Source organism: Streptomyces sp. NPDC012466 (genome assembly GCF_042955215.1).
Classification (GTDB): domain Bacteria; phylum Actinomycetota; class Actinomycetes; order Streptomycetales; family Streptomycetaceae; genus Streptomyces.
This window is the reverse complement of the sequence record NZ_JBIBEQ010000004.1, coordinates 110670-133986: the sequence shown is the minus strand read 5'-3', so window position 1 is coordinate 133986 and position 23317 is coordinate 110670. Positions and strand designations below refer to the sequence as shown.

General features: G+C 69.5%; 23 protein-coding genes and 1 tRNA gene. 12 read left to right on the top strand and 12 right to left on the bottom strand.

Annotation, left to right across the window (positions count from 1 at the left end):
- Positions 1-330 precede the first annotated feature (330 nt).
- The 4 genes from ACFY9E_RS16505 (at position 331) to ACFY9E_RS16490 (ending at position 3078) form a co-directional block, all read left to right on the top strand.
- Entirely contained in the window at positions 331-870 is a 540-nt protein-coding gene (locus ACFY9E_RS16505) for a phenolic acid decarboxylase (protein ID WP_390984035.1), read from the top strand.
- A 94-nt stretch (positions 871-964) separates the two neighbouring features.
- Positions 965-1813, top strand: a complete 849-nt coding sequence (locus ACFY9E_RS16500) for an alpha/beta hydrolase-fold protein (RefSeq protein ID WP_390984032.1) — start codon at positions 965-967, stop codon at positions 1811-1813.
- Between the two features lie 55 nt (positions 1814-1868).
- Positions 1869-2006 carry a hypothetical protein gene (locus ACFY9E_RS16495; RefSeq protein ID WP_390984030.1) on the top strand — a complete coding sequence of 46 codons (138 nt, stop codon included), beginning with the start codon at positions 1869-1871 and terminating at the stop codon, positions 2004-2006.
- Between the two features lie 31 nt (positions 2007-2037).
- Positions 2038-3078: a vWA domain-containing protein gene (locus ACFY9E_RS16490; RefSeq protein ID WP_390984028.1), complete on the top strand. Its 1041-nt coding sequence runs from the start codon at positions 2038-2040 to the stop codon at positions 3076-3078.
- A gap of 152 nt (positions 3079-3230) precedes the next feature.
- On the opposite strand, the gene ACFY9E_RS16485 is transcribed toward ACFY9E_RS16490, so the two are convergent.
- Positions 3231-4280: a 3-hydroxyisobutyryl-CoA hydrolase gene (locus ACFY9E_RS16485; protein ID WP_390984025.1), complete on the bottom strand. Its 1050-nt coding sequence runs from the start codon at positions 4278-4280 to the stop codon at positions 3231-3233.
- A gap of 154 nt (positions 4281-4434) precedes the next feature.
- Complete coding sequence (locus ACFY9E_RS16480) at positions 4435-5136, bottom strand: 2-phosphosulfolactate phosphatase (RefSeq protein ID WP_390985092.1); 702 nt, start codon at positions 5134-5136, stop codon at positions 4435-4437.
- 218 nt (positions 5137-5354) lie between these two features.
- Between ACFY9E_RS16480 and ACFY9E_RS16475 the strand changes: the two genes are divergently transcribed.
- The gene (locus ACFY9E_RS16475; RefSeq protein WP_390984022.1) at positions 5355-5777 is read left to right on the top strand and encodes a DUF350 domain-containing protein; all 423 of its coding nucleotides are present in this window, start codon (positions 5355-5357) and stop codon (positions 5775-5777) included.
- Positions 5778-5963: 186 nt separating this feature from the next.
- Here the strand turns inward: ACFY9E_RS16475 and ACFY9E_RS16470 are convergent, their stop codons facing one another.
- Positions 5964-6956: an alpha/beta fold hydrolase gene (locus ACFY9E_RS16470; protein WP_390984019.1), complete on the bottom strand. Its 993-nt coding sequence runs from the start codon at positions 6954-6956 to the stop codon at positions 5964-5966.
- Positions 6953-7873: a zinc-binding dehydrogenase gene (locus tag ACFY9E_RS16465; RefSeq protein ID WP_390984016.1), complete on the bottom strand. Its 921-nt coding sequence runs from the start codon at positions 7871-7873 to the stop codon at positions 6953-6955. Before ACFY9E_RS16465 ends, ACFY9E_RS16470 begins: the two co-directional genes overlap by 4 nt.
- An 89-nt stretch (positions 7874-7962) precedes the next feature.
- Here ACFY9E_RS16465 and ACFY9E_RS16460 point away from each other — a divergent pair, with 89 nt between their 5' ends.
- On the top strand, positions 7963-8904 hold the full coding sequence (locus ACFY9E_RS16460; RefSeq protein WP_390984014.1) for a LysR family transcriptional regulator: 942 nt from the start codon (positions 7963-7965) through the stop codon (positions 8902-8904).
- A gap of 82 nt (positions 8905-8986) precedes the next feature.
- Complete coding sequence (locus ACFY9E_RS16455; protein ID WP_390984011.1) at positions 8987-10972, top strand: protein-arginine deiminase family protein; 1986 nt, start codon at positions 8987-8989, stop codon at positions 10970-10972.
- A 200-nt stretch (positions 10973-11172) separates the two neighbouring features.
- Here ACFY9E_RS16455 and ACFY9E_RS16450 read toward each other — a convergent pair whose 3' ends face one another.
- Complete coding sequence (locus ACFY9E_RS16450) at positions 11173-11655, bottom strand: MarR family transcriptional regulator (RefSeq protein WP_390984008.1); 483 nt, start codon at positions 11653-11655, stop codon at positions 11173-11175.
- A gap of 102 nt (positions 11656-11757) precedes the next feature.
- On the opposite strand from ACFY9E_RS16450, the gene ACFY9E_RS16445 reads away from it, so the two are divergent.
- Both ACFY9E_RS16445 and ACFY9E_RS16440 read left to right on the top strand, forming a co-directional pair.
- Entirely contained in the window at positions 11758-12498 is a 741-nt protein-coding gene (locus tag ACFY9E_RS16445; protein ID WP_390984005.1) for a dienelactone hydrolase family protein, read from the top strand.
- Between the two features lie 148 nt (positions 12499-12646).
- Entirely contained in the window at positions 12647-13195 is a 549-nt protein-coding gene (locus ACFY9E_RS16440; RefSeq protein WP_390984002.1) for a GNAT family N-acetyltransferase, read from the top strand.
- A gap of 176 nt (positions 13196-13371) precedes the next feature.
- Here the strand turns inward: ACFY9E_RS16440 and ACFY9E_RS16435 are convergent, their stop codons facing one another.
- The 3 genes from ACFY9E_RS16435 to ACFY9E_RS16425 all read right to left on the bottom strand — a co-directional run bounded on the left by ACFY9E_RS16435 (position 13372) and on the right by ACFY9E_RS16425 (position 15130).
- Entirely contained in the window at positions 13372-13686 is a 315-nt protein-coding gene (locus ACFY9E_RS16435) for a DUF6980 family protein (RefSeq protein WP_390983999.1), read from the bottom strand.
- An 8-nt stretch (positions 13687-13694) separates the two neighbouring features.
- Positions 13695-14105 carry an MmpS family transport accessory protein gene (locus ACFY9E_RS16430; RefSeq protein WP_390983997.1) on the bottom strand — a complete coding sequence of 137 codons (411 nt, stop codon included), beginning with the start codon at positions 14103-14105 and terminating at the stop codon, positions 13695-13697.
- 173 nt (positions 14106-14278) lie between these two features.
- Complete coding sequence (locus ACFY9E_RS16425; protein WP_390983994.1) at positions 14279-15130, bottom strand: phosphotransferase; 852 nt, start codon at positions 15128-15130, stop codon at positions 14279-14281.
- A gap of 547 nt (positions 15131-15677) precedes the next feature.
- Here ACFY9E_RS16425 and ACFY9E_RS16420 point away from each other — a divergent pair.
- Positions 15678-17408, top strand: coding sequence for a hypothetical protein (locus ACFY9E_RS16420; RefSeq protein ID WP_390983992.1), 1731 nt, complete (start codon positions 15678-15680; stop codon positions 17406-17408).
- A gap of 66 nt (positions 17409-17474) precedes the next feature.
- On the opposite strand, the gene ACFY9E_RS16415 is transcribed toward ACFY9E_RS16420, so the two are convergent.
- From ACFY9E_RS16415 to ACFY9E_RS16405, 3 genes are all read right to left on the bottom strand, one after another.
- On the bottom strand, positions 17475-17987 hold the full coding sequence (locus ACFY9E_RS16415; protein WP_390983989.1) for a hypothetical protein: 513 nt from the start codon (positions 17985-17987) through the stop codon (positions 17475-17477).
- A 380-nt stretch (positions 17988-18367) separates the two neighbouring features.
- On the bottom strand, positions 18368-18889 hold the full coding sequence (locus ACFY9E_RS16410; protein ID WP_390983987.1) for a hypothetical protein: 522 nt from the start codon (positions 18887-18889) through the stop codon (positions 18368-18370).
- A gap of 241 nt (positions 18890-19130) precedes the next feature.
- Positions 19131-21206 carry a SpoIIE family protein phosphatase gene (locus ACFY9E_RS16405; protein ID WP_390983985.1) on the bottom strand — a complete coding sequence of 692 codons (2076 nt, stop codon included), beginning with the start codon at positions 21204-21206 and terminating at the stop codon, positions 19131-19133.
- Positions 21207-21780: 574 nt separating this feature from the next.
- Between ACFY9E_RS16405 and ACFY9E_RS16400 the strand changes: the two genes are divergently transcribed.
- Positions 21781-22299 (top strand): cupin domain-containing protein, encoded by a 519-nt coding sequence (locus ACFY9E_RS16400; protein ID WP_390983982.1) that lies wholly within the window; start codon positions 21781-21783, stop codon positions 22297-22299.
- Between the two features lie 43 nt (positions 22300-22342).
- Here ACFY9E_RS16400 and ACFY9E_RS16395 read toward each other — a convergent pair.
- A tRNA-Ser gene (locus ACFY9E_RS16395) sits at positions 22343-22417 on the bottom strand.
- A 170-nt stretch (positions 22418-22587) separates the two neighbouring features.
- Here ACFY9E_RS16395 and ACFY9E_RS16390 point away from each other — a divergent pair.
- Complete coding sequence (locus ACFY9E_RS16390) at positions 22588-23109, top strand: AAA family ATPase (protein ID WP_390983979.1); 522 nt, start codon at positions 22588-22590, stop codon at positions 23107-23109.
- Positions 23110-23317 lie beyond the last annotated feature (208 nt).

Here is a 23317-nt window from a genome sequence, read left to right as displayed (position 1 = left end):
TCGGGGATTCCACGCCTCACACTTCAGACGCCGCCCGGTGAGCACGGGCAGCGACCCTCGACGGCCTGGCGGCGGCCGTCCGGCACCCGCGCGCCGATCGATGGACGACGGCTTGCGCTCGACGAGCCCGCAGGCGGTCAGGGTGCAGCCGGATTGCCGGCTGTCGAGGGGGCTACTCGTAGCCGGGTCGCGACCTCGCGCGGGGCGAGAGCGCCGGCGTCGGGCAGGACCCGCAGGAGCCCGATGCGCGCCTCGGGAACATCCGGCAGATCCCCCGCGCGGCGGGTGCGAAGCGGCACAGCGCACTGAGCGAGAAGGAGGAGGCCCCGCATGGTCAGCCCCGGAGCGCACGAGACCACCGTCCGGAACCCCGTACCCCCGCAGCAGCTCTCCGGGATCGTCGGCCACCGGTTCATCTACACGTACGCAAACGGCTGGCAGTACGAGATGTACGTGAAGAACCCGACCACCATCGACTACCGGATCCACTCCGGCATGGTGGGCGGACGCTGGGTCAAGGACCAGGAGGTCGACCTCGTCCGGCTGGACGACGACCACTACAAGGTCTCCTGGCACGAGCCCACCGGTACGTCGGTCTGCGTGAACGTGATGCCCGGCAAGCGCCGCCTGCACGGCGTGATCTTCTTCCCGCGCTGGGTCGAGGAGCACGGCGAGCGCACCGTGCTGTTTCAGAACGACCACCTCGACGAGATGCGCGGGTACCGCGACGAGGGCCCCACGTACCCGGTCCACGTCGTCCCTGAATTCGCCAGGATCACCCTCTTCGAGTTCGTCGGCCCGGACGACGAGAGCATCATCTCCACGGCCCCGGGCGACCTCCCGCCGGGCTGGTCCGACCGCACCGACTGAGCCTTTTCCCACCTCGCACTGACGCTGCGAGGTGGAGCGTCTGGACGAAAACGCCTTGCGACCAAGGGTGGCGATCGCCCTACGGTTGCTCCCCGTGACCATCGAGATGCCCTACCAGCCACTTCCGATCGACCAGTCCGACGTGCGCTACATCCACGGACCCGATTCCGCTCTACAGCCGGGCGTCCCCGCCGGCGAGACGGTCGAGCTCGAGTGGAGGGACAGCGAGGTCTACCCGGGAACCTTCCGGAGGTTCTGGGTACACGTGCCCGCACAGTACGACCCGGCGAAACCGGCATCCCTGATGGTGTTCCAGGACGGATGGTGGTACCTGGACCCCGCAGGGGAGGTGCGCGGCGCGATCGTCCTGGACAACCTCGTTCACCGCGGCGACATACCCGTCACCATCGGCGTGTTCGTCGATCCTGGCGTCTTCCCCGACGCGGAGAACCCGAAGAACCGCAACAACGAGTACGACGCCTTCGACGACCGGTACGTCACCTTCCTCCTTACCGAGATCATCCCGCGGGTTGCGGAGCGCTGCACCATCGCCCAGTCGCCCGAGAGATGGGGCATCTGCGGCGGGAGCAGCGGCGGCAACTGCGCCTTTACCGCTGCGTGGATGCGTCCGGACAAGTTCCGCCGCGTCATCGGATACCTGTCCAGCTTCGCGCAGACGCCGGACGGCAACCCCTACCCAGACCTCATCTCCCGCGAACCCCGCAAGCCGCTGCGCATCTTCATGCAAGGCGGCCACCGCGACCTGCACTGGAATGAGCCACAGCGGAACTGGCTCGCCGAAAACCTGCGCGTGGCAGCCGCTCTCGCTGAAGCGGGCTACGACTTCCGCCTTGTCCTGGGAGACGGCGGCCACAGCCCCAACCACGGCGGCGTCCTGCTGCCTGACGCGCTGCGCTGGCTGTGGCCGCCCAACGAGGATTGACCGATACACGCGTCATGCAACCTGGTCTCGGCTGCGGTGAGGTGGGCTGCACTGCATGAATGCCCAAGTCCTCGCCGACCCGTTCGGCCACCTGCTGTGGGTCTCCGCAGCGCTGCCCGGCGCCGTGTACGACAGCGGCCCGCCCGCGGGCGCGGGAGCCCAGATCGATTGTCAGTGGTGGGTGAGAAGGTAGGGACATCAAGCCGGAACAAGGGGGAGCTGTGATGTCCGGAAGCCAGAATTACATCAATCACGTCGCTCTAGTGCTGGATGCGAGCTCGTCCATGTCGCACCTGAGCCGCAAGGTCGTCGAAGTCGCCGACCAGCAGATCGCGTATCTCGCCCGCCGTTCCAGGGAACTGGACCAGGAAACCCGCGTCACGGTGTACGCCTTCGCCGACAAGGTGGAGTGCGTCATCTATGACAAGGACGTGCTGCGCATGCCGTCACTGAAGCAGTTGTACCGGACCGGCGGGATGACGGCCCTCCTGGCGGCCGCGCTGAAGTCACAGCGCGAGCTGGCTCAGACGGCCCAACTGTACGGCGATCACAGCTTTCTGACGTTCGTGCTGACCGACGGGCAGGAGAACGCGAGCCACCGCTGTCCGGATTCCCCCACCAGGGATCCGCGTCAACTGGTCCAGGCGGTGGCCCAGATGATCGAGACTCAGCAGGACAACTGGACGCTGGCCGTCCTGGTGCCGGACCAAATGGGCAAGCGCGAGGCCATGCAGTGCGGTTTCCCCAAGGACAACATCGCCATATGGGACGCCACCAGCACGCAAGGCCTGGAGGAGGCCGGGCAGGTCATCCGGCAGGCCACCGAGAACTTCATGATGGGCCGCACCCAGGGCATCCGGGGATCGCGGGCGGTGTTCTCCACCGGCGCGGAAGCGGTCAACGAAGACACCATCAAGGCAGCCGGCCTCACCCCGGTCGAGCCGTCGCAGTACCAGCTGATCCCGGTGGCCCGCGACGCGGCGATCAGGGAATGGGTGACCGAGTGTGGGCACACCTACCAGACCGGCAAGGCGTTCTACCAACTGAGCAAGTCGGAGAAGATCCAGGCGCAGAAACAGATCGCGGTGCTGGAGAAGAAGACGGACCGCGTGTACACGGGGCCCGCGGCCCGAACCCTGCTCGGACTGCCCCCAACGGAAGTCCGCGTCAAGCCGGACCACAACGACCACTTCACCATCTTCGTACAGAGCACCAGCGTCAACCGGAAACTCGTACCCAACACGCGGCTGCTCCTCATGCTCTGACCATTCCTGAAACAGATGGGGTGCCGGAGCGTCGCCACTCCGGCGCCTCGCATACTGCCGTCAGCTGTTTCGCAAGCCCATGAGTACATTCGGGCAAGGCGATCTGCGGGCCACTCGACGCCAAGTCGGACTTCCCTTGAGCACCCGTCCCGCTACAGACCGAGTTCGCGATCGCCGAGCGGGGCGAAGAAGCGCTCGACATCGGCCTCGGTGACTTCGGTGAGGGTTTTCGGTGACCACCGCGGCCTGCGGTCCTTGTCGACGACCTGGGCGCGAATTCCCTCCACCAGGTCGGGTGTGTCCAGGGCGGCGCACGAGACGCGGTATTCCTGGTTCAGGACCGACTCCAGCGTGCCGAGCCTCCGGGCGCGGCGCAGCGAGGCGAGGGTGACCTTGAGGGCGGTCGGCGACTTGGCGAGCAGGGTCTCCGCGGCCTCTTTGGCGGCGGGGTCACCCTGCGCGAGCAGCCGACGCACGATCTCCTCCACGGTGTCGGCGGCGTAGCAGGTGTCGATCCAGGCACGCTGTGCGGCCAGGACCCCAGGCGGGGGTGTCCCCACACGACCGGCCAGGGCCTCTCCCGAGGGCATGTCGGCCAGGGCGTCGAGGAGGTCCGGCAGGGATGCCGTCGGCACGTAGTGGTCGGCGAGCCCGCACAGCAGCGCGTCGGCGGCGCCGATCTGAGCGCCCGTCAGGGCGAGGTGGGTGCCCAACTCCCCCGGGGCCCGGGCGAGCAGATGGGTGCCGCCCACGTCCGGCACGAAGCCGATGCCGGTCTCCGGCATGGCGACCCGGGACCGCTCGGTGACGACACGAACGCTGCCGTGCGCCGAGACGCCGACACCGCCGCCCATGACGATGCCGTCCATGACAGCGACGTACGGCTTGGTACAGCGGGCGATGCGGGCGTTGAGGTGGTACTCGTCGCGCCAGAACAAGGCGGAGGCAGTGCCGTCACCGTCGCGGGCGTCGTCGTGGATGGCACGGATGTCACCGCCGGCACACAGGCCGCGCTCCCCCGCGCCCGTCAGGACGACGGTCTCCACGCCCGGCTCCCGCTCCCACGCGGTCAGCGCCTCGTCGATGCGGCGGACCATGGTGTGGGTGAGGGCGTTGAGGGCCCGAGGCCGGTTGAGCGTGATGTGGGCGGCGCGCCCGCTGGTGTGGAAGAGGACGGATTCCGGTTCCTCGGCTCCGCTCATCGGAGCGCCTCTCCCGGGCCGTGGGCCACGATGACGCGCATGTCTTGTCGATCCTTCCCTTTCAGGTGGGGCACGGCGTCCGCCGCAGCGGGGCCGAACCACCCTGCCACGTGCACCCTACGTGCGTTGAGACCTGCCTGGCCGCCCGGTGCGATCAGGTCGAAGCCTCGTCGGTCGGCGAAGGCACGGCACACGGGCGGAGGACCATGAGCGAGTCCTCCAGGGTCGCCACCATGGCGAAGGGGAAGCGGTCCAGCTCAAGACAGAGTGCGATGTCATCGGGATGGACTCCCTGACGTACCCCCTCCGCCAGCTCGGCGGCGGCACGCGAATCGCCGGCGCGGCGGAGGAACTCGGCCGCATCCGTCTCGGCCCCGGTGGCCCTCCGGGCGATGTACTGAGCGCACGCCAGGTCTTCATCGGCCTGTCCGCCCTCGCCGGTGACCACGAACGTCACATGGTCGCACTCGCGAGCCCGCAGGAGCCGAGCCGTCGCCTCCGCCACCACGAAGCCGGCGCACAGCACCAGCGACGCCTCCTTGACCGCCAGGGCGCCGACCGTCCCTGCCGTGGTCTTCTGCACGACGGTCCGTCCGGCGAGGTCGACAGAGCGCAACAGGCCCGGCGAGTTGACCCTGTCGAAGCCGGGCGCGGGCGGCCCGTCCTTGAGCGCCACCCAGTGCGGGTGGCGGGCCTTCAGGGCCAGGGCTTCGTCCAGCGACTCGGCCAGAACGATCTTCTCCGCCCCTCGGGCGAAGGCCCAGGCAGCCACCGTGAAAGCACGCACGACGTCGACCACGACCGCCACGCGCGGGACTTGGGCCAGCTCGGCGATGCCAAGAAAACGAGCCTCCATCCGGCCATGATCGCGCATGTCCGGCCCGGACACCCGGACCGTGACACGCATCACCCTCGGCGCCACTGCCGCGCCCGGCGGCAACAGGGGTTGTGGACCATCGCCGTTGCGTCCCACGGAGGGGCGGGCGCCGTTCGGCGGGCGGCGTGTGTGCGCTACATTTTGCCTCTCCTTGACCGCGATCAGTCATGATCCCTAGCTTCGGAGTTGGCAACCCCATGAGCGACATCGTCAACGGACTCGGGCGGGCCACTGCGTACGGCGGTCTGGGCCTGGTTCTGTTGGTCCTCGGCATCGTCCTGGTCGATGTGCTGACGCCCGGAAAACTCGGCCGCCAGATCTGGGAACAGCGCAATCGCAACGCCGCCACGGTCCTCAGCTCCGCGCTGCTCGGCATCGGCGGCATCGTGTTCACGTCCATCTGGACGACGTACGAGGACTTCGGCAAGGGACTGGTCTCGACCGCGGCTTTCGGACTGCTGGGACTGGTGATGATGGCGGTGGCGTTCTGGGTGGTGGACCTGGTCACCCCGGGTCGCCTCGGTGCCACTCTGGTCGAGGCAGAGCCTCATCCCGCGGTCTGGGTGACGGCCTCCTGCAACCTCGCCGTGTCGGCCATCATTTCCGCGTCCATCGCCTGAACCACCGGCCCCTTTGGACGGCCTTCCCCTTGTCCGGCGGGCTGTCCACCTCCGCGCACGAGCGGAGGCGCTTCAGCAGGTCTTTCGACGCGGTTCGAACGACCTGGCTCGACTCCCGCAGCCGTCCCGCAGCGCGTACTGACGCCGCGGGACGGCTGCGTCATGTCGCACCCCGGGTGAAGCGCTTCATGCTGGTGTTGCCGTGAGGGTGCGGGCCATGTGGTCGCCGAGGTGGGGCAGCCAGTCGGGCCGGGCGTTGCCGAGGAGATGGTCACCGTGGGGGACGGACAGGTATCCGCCGAGCGGCGCCAGTCGCGCCAGGGACGCGCCGTTCGTCACGCCGGGGATCACGTCCCGGCCACCGTCCACGACCAGCAGTGGGGCCGCGATACGGGGTGCCAGGCCTGCGAGATCCACATGGTGGGCGAAGTCGCGGGCGGCATCGGCCCCTCCGGCACGGCGGATCATGATGTCCCGTACGGGCGGGGGCAGTTCCTCCCAGTCGAGGCGGAAGGGACCGCTGACGGTGGCGACGGCTGCCACGCGCGGTTCGAGCGCCGCCGTCCGGGCCGCGAAATAGCCGCCCAGGCTGAGACCGACGATTCCGACGCGTGCGACGCCGAGGGCGTCGACGACTCGCCCCACGACCCGCTCGTAGTCCGGTCTGAGGGAGGTGGCGGCCGCCAGCACGCCCTGTCCGGGGCCGTCCATCGCGAACACCGCCAGCCCTCTGGCCAGCAGCGCGGACGCCAGGTCGAGGAACTCCTCCTTGGCCGAGTCGAGGCCGGGGACGACGACCACGGTCCCCCGCCCGTCGGCCGGGCCACGCAGCCAGCCGGTGAATCCGTCGCCGCTCACCCGTCGCGCACCGGGCTCCAGCACCGCGAACGCGCGGCTCAAGGCGTGGTCCGCCTCGACGGCCGCACGAGGTGCTTCCGCGTACGGCGCCAGGGTGGCCAGGTGGAACCACCGGGCAGCCGTCAGCAGGTACTCACCCGCCGAGAGGGGCGATCCGGCGTCCTCCGCACGCTGGAGGTAGGCGCGTCCGGTGGCCCGGAAGGACGGTCCCCAGTCGGTGACGGAGGTGAGGCCGTCGGTGACCCGCCGGTATTCGTGTGGGTCCACGCCCGCACCGGTGGCGCGGGTCCACTGGGCGGCGGCGAACTCGGTGGGGTTCATCGTGCTCCTCCGACGAGCAGGACGGCCTTGCCGCGTATCCGGCGCTCTCGCAGGTCGACCAGTGTGGCGGCGGTCTGTGTCCAGTCGGCGATGCGGCCGACCTCCGGGTGCAGCCGGTTCTGTTCCACGAGGCGCACCAGAGTGGCGAGATCGGAGCCGTACGGGGCGCCGGCGTAGTGGAAGTGCCGGATCGTGACGCGCTCGGGGCCGCCGAGCAGTTGGAAGAAGTCGAGTGACACAGGGATGCGGCTCACCTGGCCGAACCAGACGAGCAGGCCTCCCGGGTGCACCTTCGACAGGGCGAGCGGCAGATCCGGCCCGCCCGTGGACTCCAGCACGACATCGAACGGCCCGCGAGCCGCAGCGACCTCGTGCACCACCTTCGCGCCCAGCTCCGCGAGCCGCTCGCCGCGCACCGGCGTGGCCGTCACCGCGGTCAGCTCGGCTCCGGCCCCGACGGCCAACTCGGTGACGTAATGGCCGACTCCACCCGAGGCGCCGGTCAGCAACACGCTCCGACCGGCCAGTGAACCTGCCGTGCGCAGCAGCCGCAGGGCGGTGATCCCGGCCAGTGGAAGGGCCGCCGCCCGGGCGCTGTCGATGCTGTCCGGGAGAACCGCGAGCGAGTGCGTGGGCACGGCGGCGAACTCGGCCCAGCCGCCCTGCGCCGGGTGCCCGACCACTCGGGTGCCGATGCCTGGGCCGGAACCATCGGCTGCCGCCTGCACGACGAGTCCTGCGACGTCCTTGCCGGGCAGCAGCCCCGGCCGGGGGTGGTCGAGGAGGAAGATCTCGCCCCGGTTGGGCGCGAAGGCCTCGACCTTGACCAGCGCCTCATCGGACTCCGGCACGGGAGGGGGAACCTCGGCGAAGGCGACCGGACGCGCCGCTTCCCCCGTGGGAATCAGTCTTTGCATGCCGCCGATGCAACCCCGGCGTCCGCACCGCGATCCAACAACGAACAAGCACCGCCGACAACCATCGGTTGTCACCTATGGTGGCAGCCATGGATCTCGACGTGGCGCAGGTACGTGCCTTCGTGCGCGCCGCCGACGAACTGCACTTCGGACGGGCGGCCGGGACGCTCGCCATCTCCCAGCAGGCGCTGTCCAAGAGGATCGCGCGGCTGGAATCACTGCTCGGCACCGCACTGTTCCTGCGCGGCGGCAACGGCGTGCGGCTCACCGAGGCCGGCCGGCGCTTCCTGACTCCGGCCCGTCGGACGGTGGCCGCCGCCGACGCCGCCGTCGCAGCCGCGGTCGGCAAGGACCGTCCGCTGCGCGTGGACGTCTGGGGGCATCTCTACGCCCCGATGCGGACGCTGGCCCAGGTCGCCGGACGAGCCGGGGAGCTGGCGTTGGGGCACGGGCGCGATCTGCCGTCGGTGACGACGGCCCTGCTGCACGGCGACATCGACGCGGCCTTCGGTCGCGTCCATCCCCCGCTGCCCCCCGGTCTTGCACACCGCCTCGTTCGCCTCGAACCAGTGGACGCCGTACTGAGCGCGGACCACCCGCTCGCAGGCGAACCGGCGTTGCACCCGGACCAGTTGCGCGAGAGCGTGCTGTGGGCGCCCGGTGCGCTGGACCGGCTCGACTTCCTCCACCGGTTCGCCGACCGATTCGGCATCCGGAACACGGCCACGAGCGTCAACCTGGGGCTCGCCCGCTTCCTCGCCGAGGTGACGGAAGAGCCACGACGTTTCTCGCTGATACCCGCCGACGTGCCGCTGCCGGAGGTTCCCGGACTGCGTTCCGTCCCCCTGATCGCTCCCACGCCGCTCTACGCCTGGTCACTGCTGTGGCGCGCCGGCGACGGCCACCCGGGGTTGGCCGGCCTCGTCACCGCCTGCGCGGAGGAGGCGGGACGGAGCCGGTGGCTGGAGTACGACCCGGCCCGCGACTGGCTGCCCGAACCACCCAGGAGCGGCGTCGACAGCCCCGTGTGAAGTAACTCCCACCGCACAGTGAACGCACGGCCGCGGTCCCTCCTCTTGCAGGGCGAAGCCCCACAACTGAGAGGAATGCGCCGTGCGTTCACGCAGACGTATACGTTCGCGCCTGTACCCGGCCGGGTCCGTGGTCCTGGCCATCACTGCCGCAGGATCCGTGCTGGCCGGGCCTGCCGGTTCCGCCGTCGCCGCCGAGACGGGCGGGCACGCCGACCTGCGGGCGGACGTCAACCGTGACGGGCGGGTCGACGTCACCGGTGGCAGCGACACCAAGGGGGAGGACGGCTGGTCCGTCGAGCGCGGGGCCGTGTATCTGCCCAACATCGACGACGATGCCAAGCGGTGTCCGGTGACCGGTCCCGGCGGCGCACCGCTGTCCGACGCGAAGTTGGCCGCGTGCAACGACGCCTCCGACACGAAGGTCAACGGCACTGAGGACGCGGCGGACCTCGCCCGGGTCCGTTCCGTTCCCCTGCCCGGTCTCCCCGCGGACGCCAAGGGCAGCCTGAAACTCGCCACGGGAGGCTCGCACGCGCACCTCTTCCTCAAGCGTGACGGGATGTGGATCCCCGTGACGTCCGGGACGCGGCTGACGGCCGCCGAGTTGCGCTCCGGTGTGGAGTTCGGTGTCGAGGCCACCGACGTCGTCCGGGACCGCGCGAAGTGGGACGGCCGTGCGGTGGTCCGGCTGACGGTGACGTCCGGGCAGAAGTCCACCTCCGACGCGGTGACCCTGCGCGTCGCGCCGTTGCTGACACAGCATCACCTTCAGGACACCCAGCAGGTGATGGTGTCCAAGGTGCAGGGTGACGGACCGGACAGCCGCCTTCAGCGGGAGTTCGTCACCGCCCTCGAGAAGGAGGTCAAGAAGGCGGGGGTCACCACGCCGCTGGTCACCTTCGAGATGTACGCCGACCGCTGGGCCCAGGACTTCGTCGAACCGGCCTACGTCAGCATGACGGGACCGGGCGGTCAACGGCACGTGATGCGTGTGATGCTGCGTTCCGCACAGCCGGACCGGGATGCCGGCCGGGAGCTGTTCGAGAAGGTGCGCGGCCGGGACGTCGGTGTCGTGCAGGTGACCGACCCGGCGGAGCCCGACGACTGGTCGCTCAACTCCATGGGCAACCTGGAGACGATCCCGCCCTACACGCACGGTGGCCGCTCCTTCCCGGCCGGGCGAATCATCATGGGCGAGCGCAAGGACAGCGGGGCGCGTCCGTCGAAGGTGATGCGGACGATGCTCACATCGCAGGGCTTGCAGGACCCGCTTCTGCTGGACACCTCCTGGCTGGGCGTGGGGCACGTCGACGAGTTCGTGCAGTTCCTGCCCGCCGACACCCCGCGCGGCTGGCGCATCGGCGTCGCCGACCCCGAGGCGGGGCTGCGGCTGCTGCGCGACGCCAAGCGCGACGGCCACGGCACGACGAAGATGTTCTCCGTCCCGGGCCGCAGTCACACCCCGGCCCCCAAGGAGACCATCGACCAGGCGCTCGCCTCCCGTCACCTGGTGGCCGACAACGAGATGGCCGCACGGCGCATCGCGGCCAACCTGGAGATCCTCAAACGCGAGACCGGAGTCACCGACGCGGAGATCGTGCGGGTGCCCGCGCTGTACACCCGTGACTCGGAGGCCCTGACCTCCGACGGACAGGAGATTCCCGTGCCGCGCCTGACACGCATGGGCGCCGGCTCCGACCTCGTGGACAGCCTCGGTGAACACGGTCAGCAGAAGTGGCTCGCCGAGAACCCGGCCGCCTCGCGTGCGGCGGCTCCGGCGACGGTGACGACCAGCGCATACGTTCCGGGTGCGGTCAACGGTGTGCTCCTCGGGCGCGGCCGCTACCTGGCCCCTCGCCAGTGGGGGCCCGTCATCGGCGGCAAGGACATCTTCACGGAAGCCGTCACCGCCGCTTACCAGCGGGTCGGTATGACGGTGTCGTACATCGACGACTGGTACACGTACCACCTCGGTATGGGTGAAGTGCACTGCGGCACCAACACCCTGCGCGACGCGAGCGCCGCGTGGTGGCGGCAGCCGGTCGTGGGCCGCGACGGGGCGTAGAGGCACCCCTGGCCGGGCCCCCTCGCCGGTGGGTGCAGCAGCGGGCCATGCTCCCTGCCACCAGGCGTACGCCTCGGAGGCCTCGCCTCCGGGGCCGGACCGGATCCCGTCCGGCTGCGCACCGAGGCCGGCCGCACCCCTGGTCGGTAGCGCCGCCTCCCGCCAACTGACCGCGCCGGCATTCGGCGCTCCACGTCGGTTCAAGGGGTCCGGGTGTGGTGGTCCAGGACGCGGGTGAGCAACTGCACGAACTGGTCGCGTTCGGCAGGGCTCAGCGGTGCGAGCAGTGTGTCGTGGAGGTCGTCCAGGGCCTCGTCGAGGCGGCACAGATGGCGGCGGCCCCGGGGGGAGATCGTGACGACGTTGCGGCGCCGGTCGCCGGGATCGGGGGCCCGCTCGACGAGGTCACGCCCGGCCAGTTCGTTCAGCACGCCGACCATGTCGCTGCGGAAGATCCCGGAACGCCTGCTCAGCTCCGCCTGGCTGGCCGGCCCGAACTCCTCCAGCGAGGCCAGCACGGCGTAGTGCCACCTACGGGCGTCGACTCGGGCCAGCCCTTCGGTGACCAGTCGGTCCGACCGCACGGTGAGCTGAGACAGCAGCCGGCTCGCCTGCCGACGCAGTCTGGCGGGCGTTCTGAGCGCGCCTTCGTCGGGCGGGTCCGCTGTTCCGGCTCCGATCATGGCCCCATCTCCGTTGCATTAGTCAGACTAACGATATACGTTCACTCGGACCGAAAACGTTAGTGGGACTAACACTGGCCGAAACCCCAGGTGAGGAAGACTTTGCCGATCAAGACGGTGCGGATCCCCACCGGGGACGGCCGGGCCGACGCATTCGCAGCCCTCCCCGCCCGCGGCGGGCGGCACCCGGGGGTGTTGATGTACGCGGACGGTTTCGGGATCCGGCCGGTGCTGCGGGAGATGGCGGGCGAACTCGCCGGGCACGGGTACTACGTGCTCGTCCCCCATCTCTTCTACCGTCACGGTCCCGCACCGGTGATCACACTTCCCGAGCACATCGGAGAAGAGGCCCGGCCCGCGATCATGGCGCGGCTGATGCCCTTGATCCAGGAGCACACGACCGAACGCGTCCTGAGTGACGCCGCCGCCTACCTCGACTTCCTCACCGCCCAGCCCGAGGTCAGCGCCGGACCGGTCGCGGTGACCGGCTACTGCATAGGCGGCCTCCTGGCGATGCGGACCGCCGCAGCCCACCCCGGCCGAGTGGCCGCCGTCGCCTCGTTCCACGGCCCCGTGATCGTCGACGGGCCCGACCGCCTGCACCTCTCCCAGCTCACCGCCCGGGTCCATCTCGGCCACGCGGAAACCGACATGACGCCCGAGGCCCTGGGCGAGCTCAACCATGCGCTGGATGCGGCGGGTGTCGACCACACCTCGGAGATCTACCCCGGCACCGTCCACGGCTTCACCATGTCCGACACCGATGCCTTCAACCCCTCCGCACTGCAACGCCACTGGGACCGCCTGCTTCCGCTCCTCGGTCGTACCCTGGCCGGCGGTTGACGCTCCTGCTCGCGAACGAACGCCAGGAGCAGCCGTCTTGGCGCTCTCGCCACAAGCGTCCGCCTCAGACAGACATCGCAGCGCGGTCGGACTCACTGCGCAGGACGCAGAATTCATTGCCTTCTCGGCCTGCGATAGGTTGCCCGCCATGACTGAACTCGGGCCTGTCGCCTGGCCACCCGCCCCCCTGAAGACCGATCGGCTCGTGCTCCGCGAGTCCGAGGCGCGGGACCGGGCGGCGTTCATCGAGCTGTTCTCCTCGCCGGAGGTGCACACCTACCTCGGCGGCCCTCGACCGCGTGCCGCGCTCGAACACGCACTGCCCGAGATACCCGGGCGGCGTCCTGGCCTCTTCGTGATCGACCTCGACGGAGCGATGATCGGCATGGTCACGCTGGATCGACGTGACCCAGAGCGTCCGGGGCACGTCCTTCCGGATGGCGGGGAGGCCGAACTCGGCTACACGTTACTGCCGGAGGCGTGGGGGCGCGGGCACGCCGCCGAGGCGTGCGCAGCCGCGCTCGACTGGTTCGCCGGCGCATGTCCCGGCGAGCCGGTGGTGCTCTGCACCCAGACCGCCAACATCCGCTCCATGCGCCTCGCGGTCAAGCTCGGGTTCACCGAGGTGGAGCGGTTCGAGGAGTTCGGCGCCGAGCAGTGGTTCGGCGTGTGGTCCTCGGTCGCTCCGTCCGGCTGAGCGGCCACCGCACGTCGTGCGGCACTGCGGTGGGTGCACAGGAGTGCCCAGGGCAAGCGTCCCGTAGGTAGAGAGGGTCCCCCTAGGGGATGTTCTGCGACTGCGGTGGGCCGTAGGGCCCGGGCCGCCCCTGCGGCATGTACAGGAGGCGACCCGGAGGCGGTGCCACTGACGCATCACTCCTGGCGCGGAGTGGCGAGCCAGCGTTCGTCCTGGAACTCGGCAGGGACCTCGTCCCCGAAGGGATCGATCCCACGGCTCTCCAGCTCGTCGAACCACCGGTCCCGCTGTGACGCGGGAAGGCGTCGTCCGCACCAGGGGCAGAAATCGATCGTGATGCTCGATCGGCCGCCGTCATGAATGATCAGCCCGTACTCCTGGAACCTGGCGCTGAAGTCGACCAGCGCGTCAGGACAGGCGAAAGGGTCGTCGTGCTGCTCGCAGCGGACGTCCACGCGACTGGTCATCACCTCGCAGCAATGGTCGGTCATGACTTCGGCTACTCCGTGACCGGAGATGCCGCGGTGCAACCGCCTGCGGTCACCAGCCCCTTGGCGCTCTGTTCATCGAGTACCTTGCCCTCGTAGACGATCTTGCAGGCCACCTGAGAACCCTCGGGGTCCGCGGCGACCGGTATGACGGCCGCGGGCATGATGCCCCGCAGGGTGACCGTCTTCTTCCAGGGCAGCTTCGGCTTGGAGACTGAATCGACCTTCGGCTCCAGGGCCTTGCCACCGCCGCCGTGGAAGTCGATCGAGTCGACGTTCTTCCCCGTGACCTCGTAGGTGACCTCGTACGTGGTGTCCACCGCCTTGTCGACCTGGTCGACCGCCTCGGAACAGGAGCTGAGGCCGAGCGCGAGACAGGTGACAGCGACGGTATGGACGGCTGCACGGACCGTGCGGCTCATAGGGATCCCCCCGGATCATGAAAGGTGAGGGCCGCAGCAAATCGCAAAGGGTAAGTAAAGTCAAACCAATTGGCGCCCCGGCCCGATGTGTTCGCGGGAGCCGCCTCCACGTCCCGTCTCCGATGCCCGAGGCAGGTGGACCCGACGAACGCCACGCGGAAGCGGAAACGCCATCAGCCAGGACCATCCAGGCCGTCGCCATCGAGTGCTGCCCGGATCCGGCCGAGCCACTCCGTGCCCAGTCGACGGCCGTCCGGGAACTGGTCGTCTCGATCCCAGCGCCACGTCGTGATCATCGCAAGTACGAGGATGCGGCACTCGTGCAGCAGGTTCCGGTCGACACCCGGATAGTGCGCGCCGACTTCCTCGGGAGCATGCGCGAGGTCGAATTCGACGGGCCCACGGCAACACGTCTCCAGGTCGACGAAGAGCAGCCCGTCCGCCGTGGAGAGCAGGTTTCCAGGGTGCGGCTCGCCGTGCAGCAACTGCTCCGCGCCGCCGCGCTCGCCGATCCGTCGTTTCAGGCTTCGTAAGGTGTCGCCGAGCAACTGCCGGTCCGTGTCGGCGAGCGCCGGAGTGCGGCAGCGGTCCGCCACGAGTCGCTGAGCCCGCTCCACTCGATCCGTGAAGCGCGGCGCCGGGACATCGAGTGTGCGCATGCCGGCATGCAACCGTTCCAGCGCACTGGCGTAGTCGGCCGGTGAGACCTCACGGGCCGTGACGGGCTCGTAGTAGGTCCACAGCGTGACCACGAAGCCATCACGCTCGTGAACCCGCGGCTCCACTCGGGGCGCGAGAGCAGCCACAGGGCACCCCGTTTCCGCGAGCCGCTGAGCAAGCTCCACTTCGAACTGCGCGACCTGCTGCGCCACGGGTGCCACCCGGGCCAAGACGTCGCAAGGCAGCAGACGCAGGGTGAGCTTGTTCGAGTCATGAAGAACGACCGCGTCATCGACTGTGAGGTCGAGTGAAGCGGCGATCGACGCGGCCACGGCCACCGCGCGCTGGACCTCTGACGCGTGCATCGTCGCCTTACCCCCTCACCGTGAGGGCGCGCGAGTATACGCACCTCATGAGGCTTGAGCAGTAACCCAGATCACGGTCGTATCACAGTGTAGATCATTTACGCTCTGGGCAGCCTCGTAGCGCTTCTCGGTTCAACTTTCGTTCTGCGAAGTTCAGTTCGATTGTGCGGGCGGTCTCGGCGGCCGCCTGTGTGCAGGGCCGGGGGGACTCTGCGGTCCGTCTCCCGAAAGGAAGCGTATGCCTCAGGACGTCAGGTTCGGCCCCCCGTCGACCCCCCTGTCAGCGGACGTCCTGGTCTTCCTGGAGCGGCAGCGCATCTGATGGGCCGCGAGTGCCTCCGGTAGGGGCGACCCGCTCCACCACCCCGGCCGTCGACGCGGCAGTCCCGCCCCTCGCGGCCGTGCCGTAGGAAGCGGAACCGGTCGCAGGAGCCCGGCTGTTCGGCGAAGTCCGTCCGCGGAAGGCACAGCAGATTCTCGGCACAACCGGCCAACCACCAGGCCGATCAATTCCGTTGGCAGGACCACAGCTTGAAGGGAGACCGGTGTGAAATCTCGAGTTGAAGGTGCTGGTCCGAAGGCACCCACCGACAGCGTGCTCCCGGCGCAGCCCAGCGCCCGGCTCCAGCGCGGGGAGGCCGGGAACGCCCTGGCCCGCCTCTTGGCGAAACGCATCAAGGGGAGCACCGAGCAGCACCGAAGGTGCCAGAACTCCGCTCAGCAGCGGCTGGACGCACTCAGATCCCCCCAGTCCGGCACCGCGCTGCACGTGGAGGGGGCCCTCCGTCTGGCACCGCGCGCGTTCCTCCCGCCCGACGAGGAGGGCTACGCCAGGTTGAAACGGCTCGACACCAGCCTGCGCGTGATCGAAGAAGCCTTCCCCCAAGTCAGCACCGATGTCGAGGTCTGCCGGCTGACCAGCAGGATGCTGGAAGAGGCCTGGAGAAGCCGGGCACTCGCCCCGCCGCGCGAGGAGGAGCAAGCAACCGACTGCGCCTGCCCGCTGTGCCGTCGGCTCCCCACGCCCCCCGCACGCACGCTCGGTGACTACGGTTGGCGGCAGAGCGCCGGCCGTCCCCTCACGGTCAAGACCTGGCCCTACCGCCGGGAACTCGACAGCGTCCTGACCGGTGGATGGTCCTGGACCCGGCAGATGAACGACCTCGAACGGGACCTCGGCCACCGCCACCGCTTCGAGGACGACATCCTCGTCTTTCACGAATACAAGCGCGTGATCGAGACCATCGACACCACGCGCCTCACCCAACTCGTGGAAGGCCGCTTGGCCGAGCGTTTCAGCACCAACAGCGCACGGGCCCTGGTCTGCGGACTCTACGCGGCCCACAAGCGCTCCGTCGACGAGTACTGGCTCCAGCAGCACCACGCGGGCAGTGTCGTACTCCCCCAGACCAACCCGCTCGGCCAGAGCACCTATTCGATCCTCCAGATGCTGGACTGCCTGTTCTGGCACGTCTCGCCCGACACCGAGCTCTGGCAGGAGGAACACCTCGCCTCCCTGCTGCTGTGCCGCGTCATCGACGACATGGCCGACGTACGAGTCGACGCCCTCACCGGCGAGATCAGCAACTTCTGGCTCGCCGACATGCCCACCCACACCAAGGCTTTCTACGCTGCCTGCGCCATCGCCCTCGTCAAGTACGGCTGCACGCCGGAGGCGCATGATCCGATGTGGAACACCTGGCTGATGACCACGACCATCGTCTGGATGGGGCTCACGGGCCGCCACGCCCTGTGGTTCGACGGCATCACCCAGGGACTCCCCCCGGCCGAGGCGTGCCCGCTCTGCGACCTGCAGCCCAACGCGTGCACCGGCATCCTCACCCACGGCACCACCCTCACCATCACCCCGCGGCCCACCGCGCCGGCACTGAGCACCCGGACCGCCGAGCTGTCCGCCCGCTGCCGAGCCCAGTACCCCAAGACCTGGCCGCTCTTCGACGCCGAGCTCCATGCCTTCGAAGCACTGCACGGCCCCTGGCACGGCAACACCGACAGCACATGGGAGATCCTGCGCCGCACCTACATAGCCGCCGTGGAGGCATCCAGCGCCGCACCGTCCAAGGACCGCGCTCGTCAGGTCCAACAAGACGCCGGCGCAGTCGGATCCGAAATGTTCCACACCCTGCACGACCCTCGAACCGGGAGGGAGGACACCACACTGCTCGCCTACATGTTCGCCTGCGCCCACCCGCATTTCCTCTGGAACGCCACGGGATACCGTCCCACGGACCTCGCAGGTGACTGGCTCGACGGCTGACACCGCGATCCTGTTCAGGAAGGACCAGCAGAAGGGGAACAGCCGGTGGGGGGGCGGTCGAGCGTGTCAGGACGGACGGTCGGGCTGCGCCCACGCCGAGCGGTAGGGGTGAGCGCCGAACTGCCTCTCGAACCTCTCGTCGGCGTGGAGGCTCGAGTGTCCACCCGTCAAGCGGGCGACCGCCCACCTGAGAGCCTCCGCCCACACCTCGGCGTCGGGATGGGGTGATCGCTCGGCAGCCGCGCCGAAGTCGCGCAGCACCTTCGTGGCGTCGTTCCTGCGTGCCTTGACGGCCGCACGGATCTCGAAGTGTTCCGTCGCCGTGCGGATGTGGTGGCACGGGCACTGGCGGTGTGTGGGCGCCGGTCCGCACGGACCGGCGCGGGGGGTGTCGAGCGGTGAGCCGGTGCAGGCGGCCGGGTCCGGATCGGTGCAGTCGCACCCGAGGAACTCGCGGACGGTGTGCCACTCCGTGGCCGTCAGCTCGGTACGGCTGTGAGGGCTGGGGGACGATTCCACGGGCAGGGCCTCCAGGACGGGGCGGTGATCCGGTCGCTGCCCGATGCGCGGTTGGGACATGGCCCCGGGGGAGCGATCAGCGGTGTGCGCTGCTGAGCTGCCGGGCCGTGGCGGCGGCCGTACGGCACCGCCGCAGCGGTTGTTACGGGCGGTGCACCGCAGACGGCTCGTGCTTCAGCTCCTTCCGGTCAAGGACGCCGGCCTCGTCGAAGGGGTGCTCGTCCAGCAGAACCACCAGTCCCCCACCGGCGCCGTGGGAATCCGCTTCCGGCGGGGTGCGGAATCCCGAGCAGCGTTTCGACGAACTCGGCCCGCACCTGCGGAGGGTTCCTCGCCGGCTTGCAACGGGGACGGCGTCGAGTTCGGCCGGCGGCTGCGGGCGCCTGTTCGGCGGGTCCGCACAGCCTCTTCGGTCGTGCGTGGCCCAGGACGCCGGGACGTCACGGAAGTCCTGCCGCTCGCCTGAGCTTCGCACGGCCGTCCGGGGCGATCAGGCCGTTCGGCAGCATCTCCACCACACTCGCGTAGCGCGTGAACACGGCCCTGCACCGCTCACGCTCCGGATGCTCGCCGTCGATGCCGTACCACAGCGCCATGGCCTCGTTGGTGGGATCGACCGGCTCGGAGTAGTCGGCGGCCATGATCAGGTGATCCAGCAGTCCGGACCGCTCGGGAAGTTCCGGGTCGCCTGCGAGGCGGAGCAGGAATGGCAGCAGTTCCGGCATCGCGGGGTTCATCTCGGCGAGGTCGAACATGGAGCTGGTGAGGACACGCTGGGCCTCGGCCGCGGCTGCCTGATCGAGCAGGCCGTACAGCAGGGCCGGGATCCCGGCCGGGCACCCGGGGAACTCCGCCCAGCGGATCTCCTCACACCCGTTGAGGGCGGGATGCTCACGGCCGGCCTCAGCTGTCCGCGGATACGCGTGGAGGAACCGATCGATCGCCGCCTCTTTGGCGGCCACATCCATCCTGCACACCGACTGCCCCCGTCCCGCCCTCAAGAGCCGACCTCCGGTCCACCGCACTCTTGCGCGACCGGGTGTCTCCACGCAAGCCGAGAGCAGGCCAACCACGGGTCACCCAGGACGACCTCGCCCGCTCTCGGCAGGGGTCGCGCGGTCGTAGGATGTGCCGATCCTCGCCGCCCCGTCGTCTCCTTGCCGCACAGCACCGGTCCGACACATCCGCTCGGTCACGCCTGGCTCACCCCAGCGGCTGCGCATGGGCGATGAGCAGTGCGACGTCGTCGTGGTCGGCGGGTTTCCGGAGCTGTTCGAGCAGTCGGTCGCAGGTCTCCTCCGCGGAGCTGCACGGCGGGGACAGCAGGCGCAGGAGATCGTCCAGACGCTTGTCGATGGGGTCGTCGCGGGTCTCCACCAGTCCGTCGGTGTACAGGACGAGTTGATCTCCGGGGTTCATGGCGAGCGCGGAGGTCTCGAAGAGGCCACCACCCACTCCCAGCGGGATGCCGGTGGGCAGGTCGAGCAGTTCCGGTGGTTCGCCGGACCGCACCAGGACCGGGGGCAGATGGCCGGCACAGGCCAGCTGCAAGCGGCAGTGCCGCGGGTCGTAGACCGCGTAGAGGCAGGTGGCGAAGTAGGGGTCCAGGCCCTGTGTGATCTTGTCGAGGTGGGTGAGGATCCGGCTCGGTGCGAGGTCGAGATCGGCGAGGGTGGACGTGGCGGTGCGCAGCCGGCCCATGGCGGTGGCGGCCGGGATACCGCTGCCCATGACATCGCCCACCGCCAGGGCGGTTCGGTCATCGCTGAGGGGGATGATGTCGTACCAGTCGCCGCCGACCTCGCTGAACGCCTGCGCGGGCCGGTACCGTGCGGCGATCTGCAGGCCCGGGCGGCGAGGCGAGGGCTGGGGCAGCAGGCTGCGCTGCAGGGTTTCGGCGGCGCTTCGGATGTGCTGGTGAAGGATGGCGTTGTCGATGCTCAGCGCGGCGGACGAGGCCAGTTCGCAGGCGAGGGTGAGGTCGTCCTCGTCGAAGGGCTGCGGGTTGCGGGCACGGGCCAGGCCCATCACGCCGATGATCTGTCCGCGGGCGATGAGAGGGACGGCCATGTCGCTGTGGACACCGGCTTGGGCGAGCAGGCCCGCGGCGGCGGCGTCGGCCGCGATGCGGCTGAGGTCGCCGCTGTCCAGGTGGGTGAGCAGCAGGGGCTTGCGGGTGCGGAGGCAGTGGGCTGCCGGATGGTCGGCGTGGTAGGTGGTGAGGTGCCCGGGCGCGATGATCGCCTCCGAGGCGTCGGTGGTGTAGGCGGTCTTCACCGCCAGTGCGCGGAAGAGCGCCGGGCCCTCGCCGCGGTCGGGGCGGCCCGTCCGCAGGACGGAGTCCAGGATGTCCACCGCGATCATGTCGGCGAGGTCGGGCACCAGGACGTCCGCCAGCTCCTGGGCGGTCCGCTCCACCTCCAGGGTGGTTCCGATGCGGGCCGAGCCGTCGGCCATCACGCGCAGACGCTGCTGGGCCCGGTCGGCCTGCCTGGCTGCTTCGTACCGGTCGGTGACGTCCACCACCACGCTGGCGATCCCCAGCACGTGCCCGCTCTGGTCCTCCAGCCTGTAGAGCGACACGGCCCAGGCGTGGTCGTTGTCCGGGTCGGCGCGGGTACGGCCCACCACCTGCTTGTCCACCAACGGCAGACCGGTCCGCAGGACCTCCCGCATCTGGTTCTCCGTGGTCGTGAAGGGCGCGCCGGGCAGGATTTCCCGGAAGGAGCGGCCCATATGGTCGGCCTCGGGTACGCCGTGCATCGAGGCCAGGGCCCCGTTGACGGCCACGTACCGCAGCGCGGTGTCCAGGACGGCCAGCCCGATCGGCGCCTGGGTGACCAGCTGACTGGACAGGGCCACCTCGCGCTCCACCTGCCGCACCGTGGCCCGGTCGGTGGCCAGTCCCAGCGCGTAGTGGTCGCCGAGGTTGTCCGTCAGCCGCATATTGCGGAACTCGACGATCCGGGTGCCGCCGTTCTTGTGCCGGACGGGGAACGACCCGGCCCAGCCCCGGCCCGTGACCATCAGCTCGGCGAAGAGTCTGATGCCCGCCTCCCGGTGTTCGGGATGGAGAAGCAGGGTGGCCGCGTACTGCCCGGCCGCCTCGGCGCCGGTGTAGCCGAACAGTTCCTCGGCCTGCGGGCTCCACATGTCGATCCGGCCGTCGGCCTCCACCAGCACCGCGGCGACACCCAGCAGATCCATCAGCCCGCTGGGACCGGAGGCGGCCTCCTCCGGATCACCCGCCTGCTCCGAATGCTGATTCGCTCGGCTCATCACATTCGCCCCTTAGACCTGTCAATCTCACCGGCGCACTCGCCTGCATCAGCAGACACGTACGGCGGTCTCCTTGCAGGTCAGCAACCCGCCCACGATGCGCCACGCCACCTGCGAACGGCCAGGAGACGCGCCGGGGAAGCCCCGTGCCCCGGCCGAACCGGACAGTCCGGGCCGCCAGCACGAGATCCACACCGGGATCGGATCACTGGGTCGGTCAACACTTCACTTCCACCCTTCCACACGCCGACGGCTCGTGACGGACGCCGTCCCGGCCTCGCTCACCGTGGCCGGCCAGGCATGACTCGCCCCGCGGTGAGTCGCGTGCGACGTCCGGCCGTGTCGGCCGTCGTCGGCCGGGCCTTCGTGCCCCCGGCCGCGTCACCCGTACGGCGGCCCCTTCACGGCTCTCACGACGGTGGAGACAGTCGGTGAGCCGCCGGTGGCCGACTGCCGATACCCGCCGTAGGTCTCCAGCCCTCGGCCCAGGCCGCGCCAGGGTCATCCGCGAGCCCGATGCCACCTTCCGGAACGACAGCCACCATGCTGGTGAACCCGCCGAGAGGAGCGCATCATGTCGTACCTGGAACACCTCGAGTACCCGGAGCCCCGCTACCACGGCGACAAGGGCGAAGTGAACGCCGTCTTCCGCCGGGCCGACACTCCGCCGGACATCTCGTCACCCGGCAGCGCCACGCACTACCTCGCCACCGACGAGTCGACCGGCGGTGAATTCGGCCTGTACAAGGTGGAGTTGGGTGCGCGATCCGCCGGCGCCAAGACCCACTTCCACAAGGCGATGTCGGAGTCCTTCTACATCCTCTCCGGCGAACTGGAGCTCTACAACGGCGAGAAGTGGGTCACGGGCCGCTCGGGCGACTTCCTGTACGTACCGGTCGGCGGCCTGCACGCCTTCAAGAACGTGAGCGATGAGCCCATGTCCATGCTCATGCTCTTCTCCCCCGGTGCCCCGCGCGAAGAATACTTCGAGCACGTCGCCGAGATGGCGCAGCGCGGTGGCGAGGATCTCAAGCGGTTCCGCATCCGGCACGACAGCTACTTCGTCGAAGACTCCGAGTCCGTGGCGGAGTAGCCCCGGTGTCGGCCCGTCGCCGGTACCGCGTATACGGAGAGGGGGCGGGGCGGTCGGATTCGAACCGACGTCCTCCGAGATGTCGTCGCGGCGCATTACCTCTGTGCTACGACCCCGCCTTGCCGGTGATCGTATCCCCCGTCCGCGGAGGTCGACCATGGAATTCTCCGGGTCGGGAAGCCGCGACGGAAGGTGCAGGGTCCCCGAACTGTCACCGAGCGGCGCCGAAGCCGTACCGGATTCTTCTCGTGCCCGCCTCGCGGCCGGCGCAGCGCTAGCGTGAGGCCCATGATCGTATGGCTCAACGGAACCCACGGCGCAGGCAAGACGACCACCAGTGCCCTCGTGCAGCAACTGCTCCCGGATTCGAGGGTGTTCGACGCCGAGAAGGTCGGCGAGACACTCATGGACATCAAGCCCGCGCTGCCCTGGACGGGCAACTTCCAGCACTGGCCGCCGTGGCGACCGCTCGTGGTCGAGACCGCCCGGCGCGTACTCGACTACGCCGGTGGCACTCTGGTGATGCCGATGACCGTCCTGGTCGAGCAGTACTGGCGCGAGATCAGCGCGGGCCTCGCCGACCATGGCATTCCGGTCCGGCACTTCGTCCTCCACGCCGATCAGGACACCCTCCGCGGGCGCATCGAGGGAGACACGGTTCTCGGCCCCTCCTCGTTCCGCCTGTCTCACCTCGAGCCCTACGCCGAGGCGGCCCGCACCTGGCTGCACAGCGAGGCCGAGGTCATCGACACCACGCACCTCACTCCCGCAGAGGCCGCCCTGCGGATCGCGGAGGCCGTCAAGAGGTGAGGCCGCCTGCCGCGCGAAGGGTGAGGTTCCGCAGGCCGGAAACCGGCGGATGGCCGAGAATCCCGGGGTGATCACGGGTGAGACGGGAGTCCGCCGGATGCGATACGCGCCAATGTCATCTTCTCGCCCATGGAGGCCGTCAGCGGCGCCCGACCCACACCACCGCCTCCGCCCCCGCTGACTGCCTGGGCAAACAGCCCCAGGGGCA

Bases quoted from the DNA above. Each gene is read 5' to 3' on its own strand.
- ACFY9E_RS16485 (WP_390984025.1), bottom strand. From the start codon at position 4,280: ATGAGCGGAGCCGAGGAACCGGAATCCGTCCTCTTCCACACCAGCGGG.
- ACFY9E_RS16495 (WP_390984030.1), top strand. From the start codon at position 1,869: ATGAATGCCCAAGTCCTCGCCGACCCGTTCGGCCACCTGCTGTGGGTC.
- ACFY9E_RS16425 (WP_390983994.1), bottom strand. From the start codon at position 15,130: ATGCACGCGTCAGAGGTCCAGCGCGCGGTGGCCGTGGCCGCGTCGATC.
- ACFY9E_RS16505 (WP_390984035.1), top strand. From the start codon at position 331: ATGGTCAGCCCCGGAGCGCACGAGACCACCGTCCGGAACCCCGTACCC.
- ACFY9E_RS16430 (WP_390983997.1), bottom strand. From the start codon at position 14,105: ATGAGCCGCACGGTCCGTGCAGCCGTCCATACCGTCGCTGTCACCTGT.
- ACFY9E_RS16435 (WP_390983999.1), bottom strand. From the start codon at position 13,686: ATGACCGACCATTGCTGCGAGGTGATGACCAGTCGCGTGGACGTCCGC.
- ACFY9E_RS16490 (WP_390984028.1), top strand. From the start codon at position 2,038: ATGTCCGGAAGCCAGAATTACATCAATCACGTCGCTCTAGTGCTGGAT.
- ACFY9E_RS16475 (WP_390984022.1), top strand. From the start codon at position 5,355: ATGAGCGACATCGTCAACGGACTCGGGCGGGCCACTGCGTACGGCGGT.
- ACFY9E_RS16470 (WP_390984019.1), bottom strand. From the start codon at position 6,956: ATGAACCCCACCGAGTTCGCCGCCGCCCAGTGGACCCGCGCCACCGGT.
- ACFY9E_RS16440 (WP_390984002.1), top strand. From the start codon at position 12,647: ATGACTGAACTCGGGCCTGTCGCCTGGCCACCCGCCCCCCTGAAGACC.
- ACFY9E_RS16465 (WP_390984016.1), bottom strand. From the start codon at position 7,873: ATGCAAAGACTGATTCCCACGGGGGAAGCGGCGCGTCCGGTCGCCTTC.
- ACFY9E_RS16405 (WP_390983985.1), bottom strand. From the start codon at position 21,206: ATGAGCCGAGCGAATCAGCATTCGGAGCAGGCGGGTGATCCGGAGGAG.
- ACFY9E_RS16460 (WP_390984014.1), top strand. From the start codon at position 7,963: ATGGATCTCGACGTGGCGCAGGTACGTGCCTTCGTGCGCGCCGCCGAC.
- ACFY9E_RS16450 (WP_390984008.1), bottom strand. From the start codon at position 11,655: ATGATCGGAGCCGGAACAGCGGACCCGCCCGACGAAGGCGCGCTCAGA.
- ACFY9E_RS16400 (WP_390983982.1), top strand. From the start codon at position 21,781: ATGTCGTACCTGGAACACCTCGAGTACCCGGAGCCCCGCTACCACGGC.
- ACFY9E_RS16390 (WP_390983979.1), top strand. From the start codon at position 22,588: ATGATCGTATGGCTCAACGGAACCCACGGCGCAGGCAAGACGACCACC.
- ACFY9E_RS16480 (WP_390985092.1), bottom strand. From the start codon at position 5,136: ATGGAGGCTCGTTTTCTTGGCATCGCCGAGCTGGCCCAAGTCCCGCGC.
- ACFY9E_RS16415 (WP_390983989.1), bottom strand. From the start codon at position 17,987: ATGTCCCAACCGCGCATCGGGCAGCGACCGGATCACCGCCCCGTCCTG.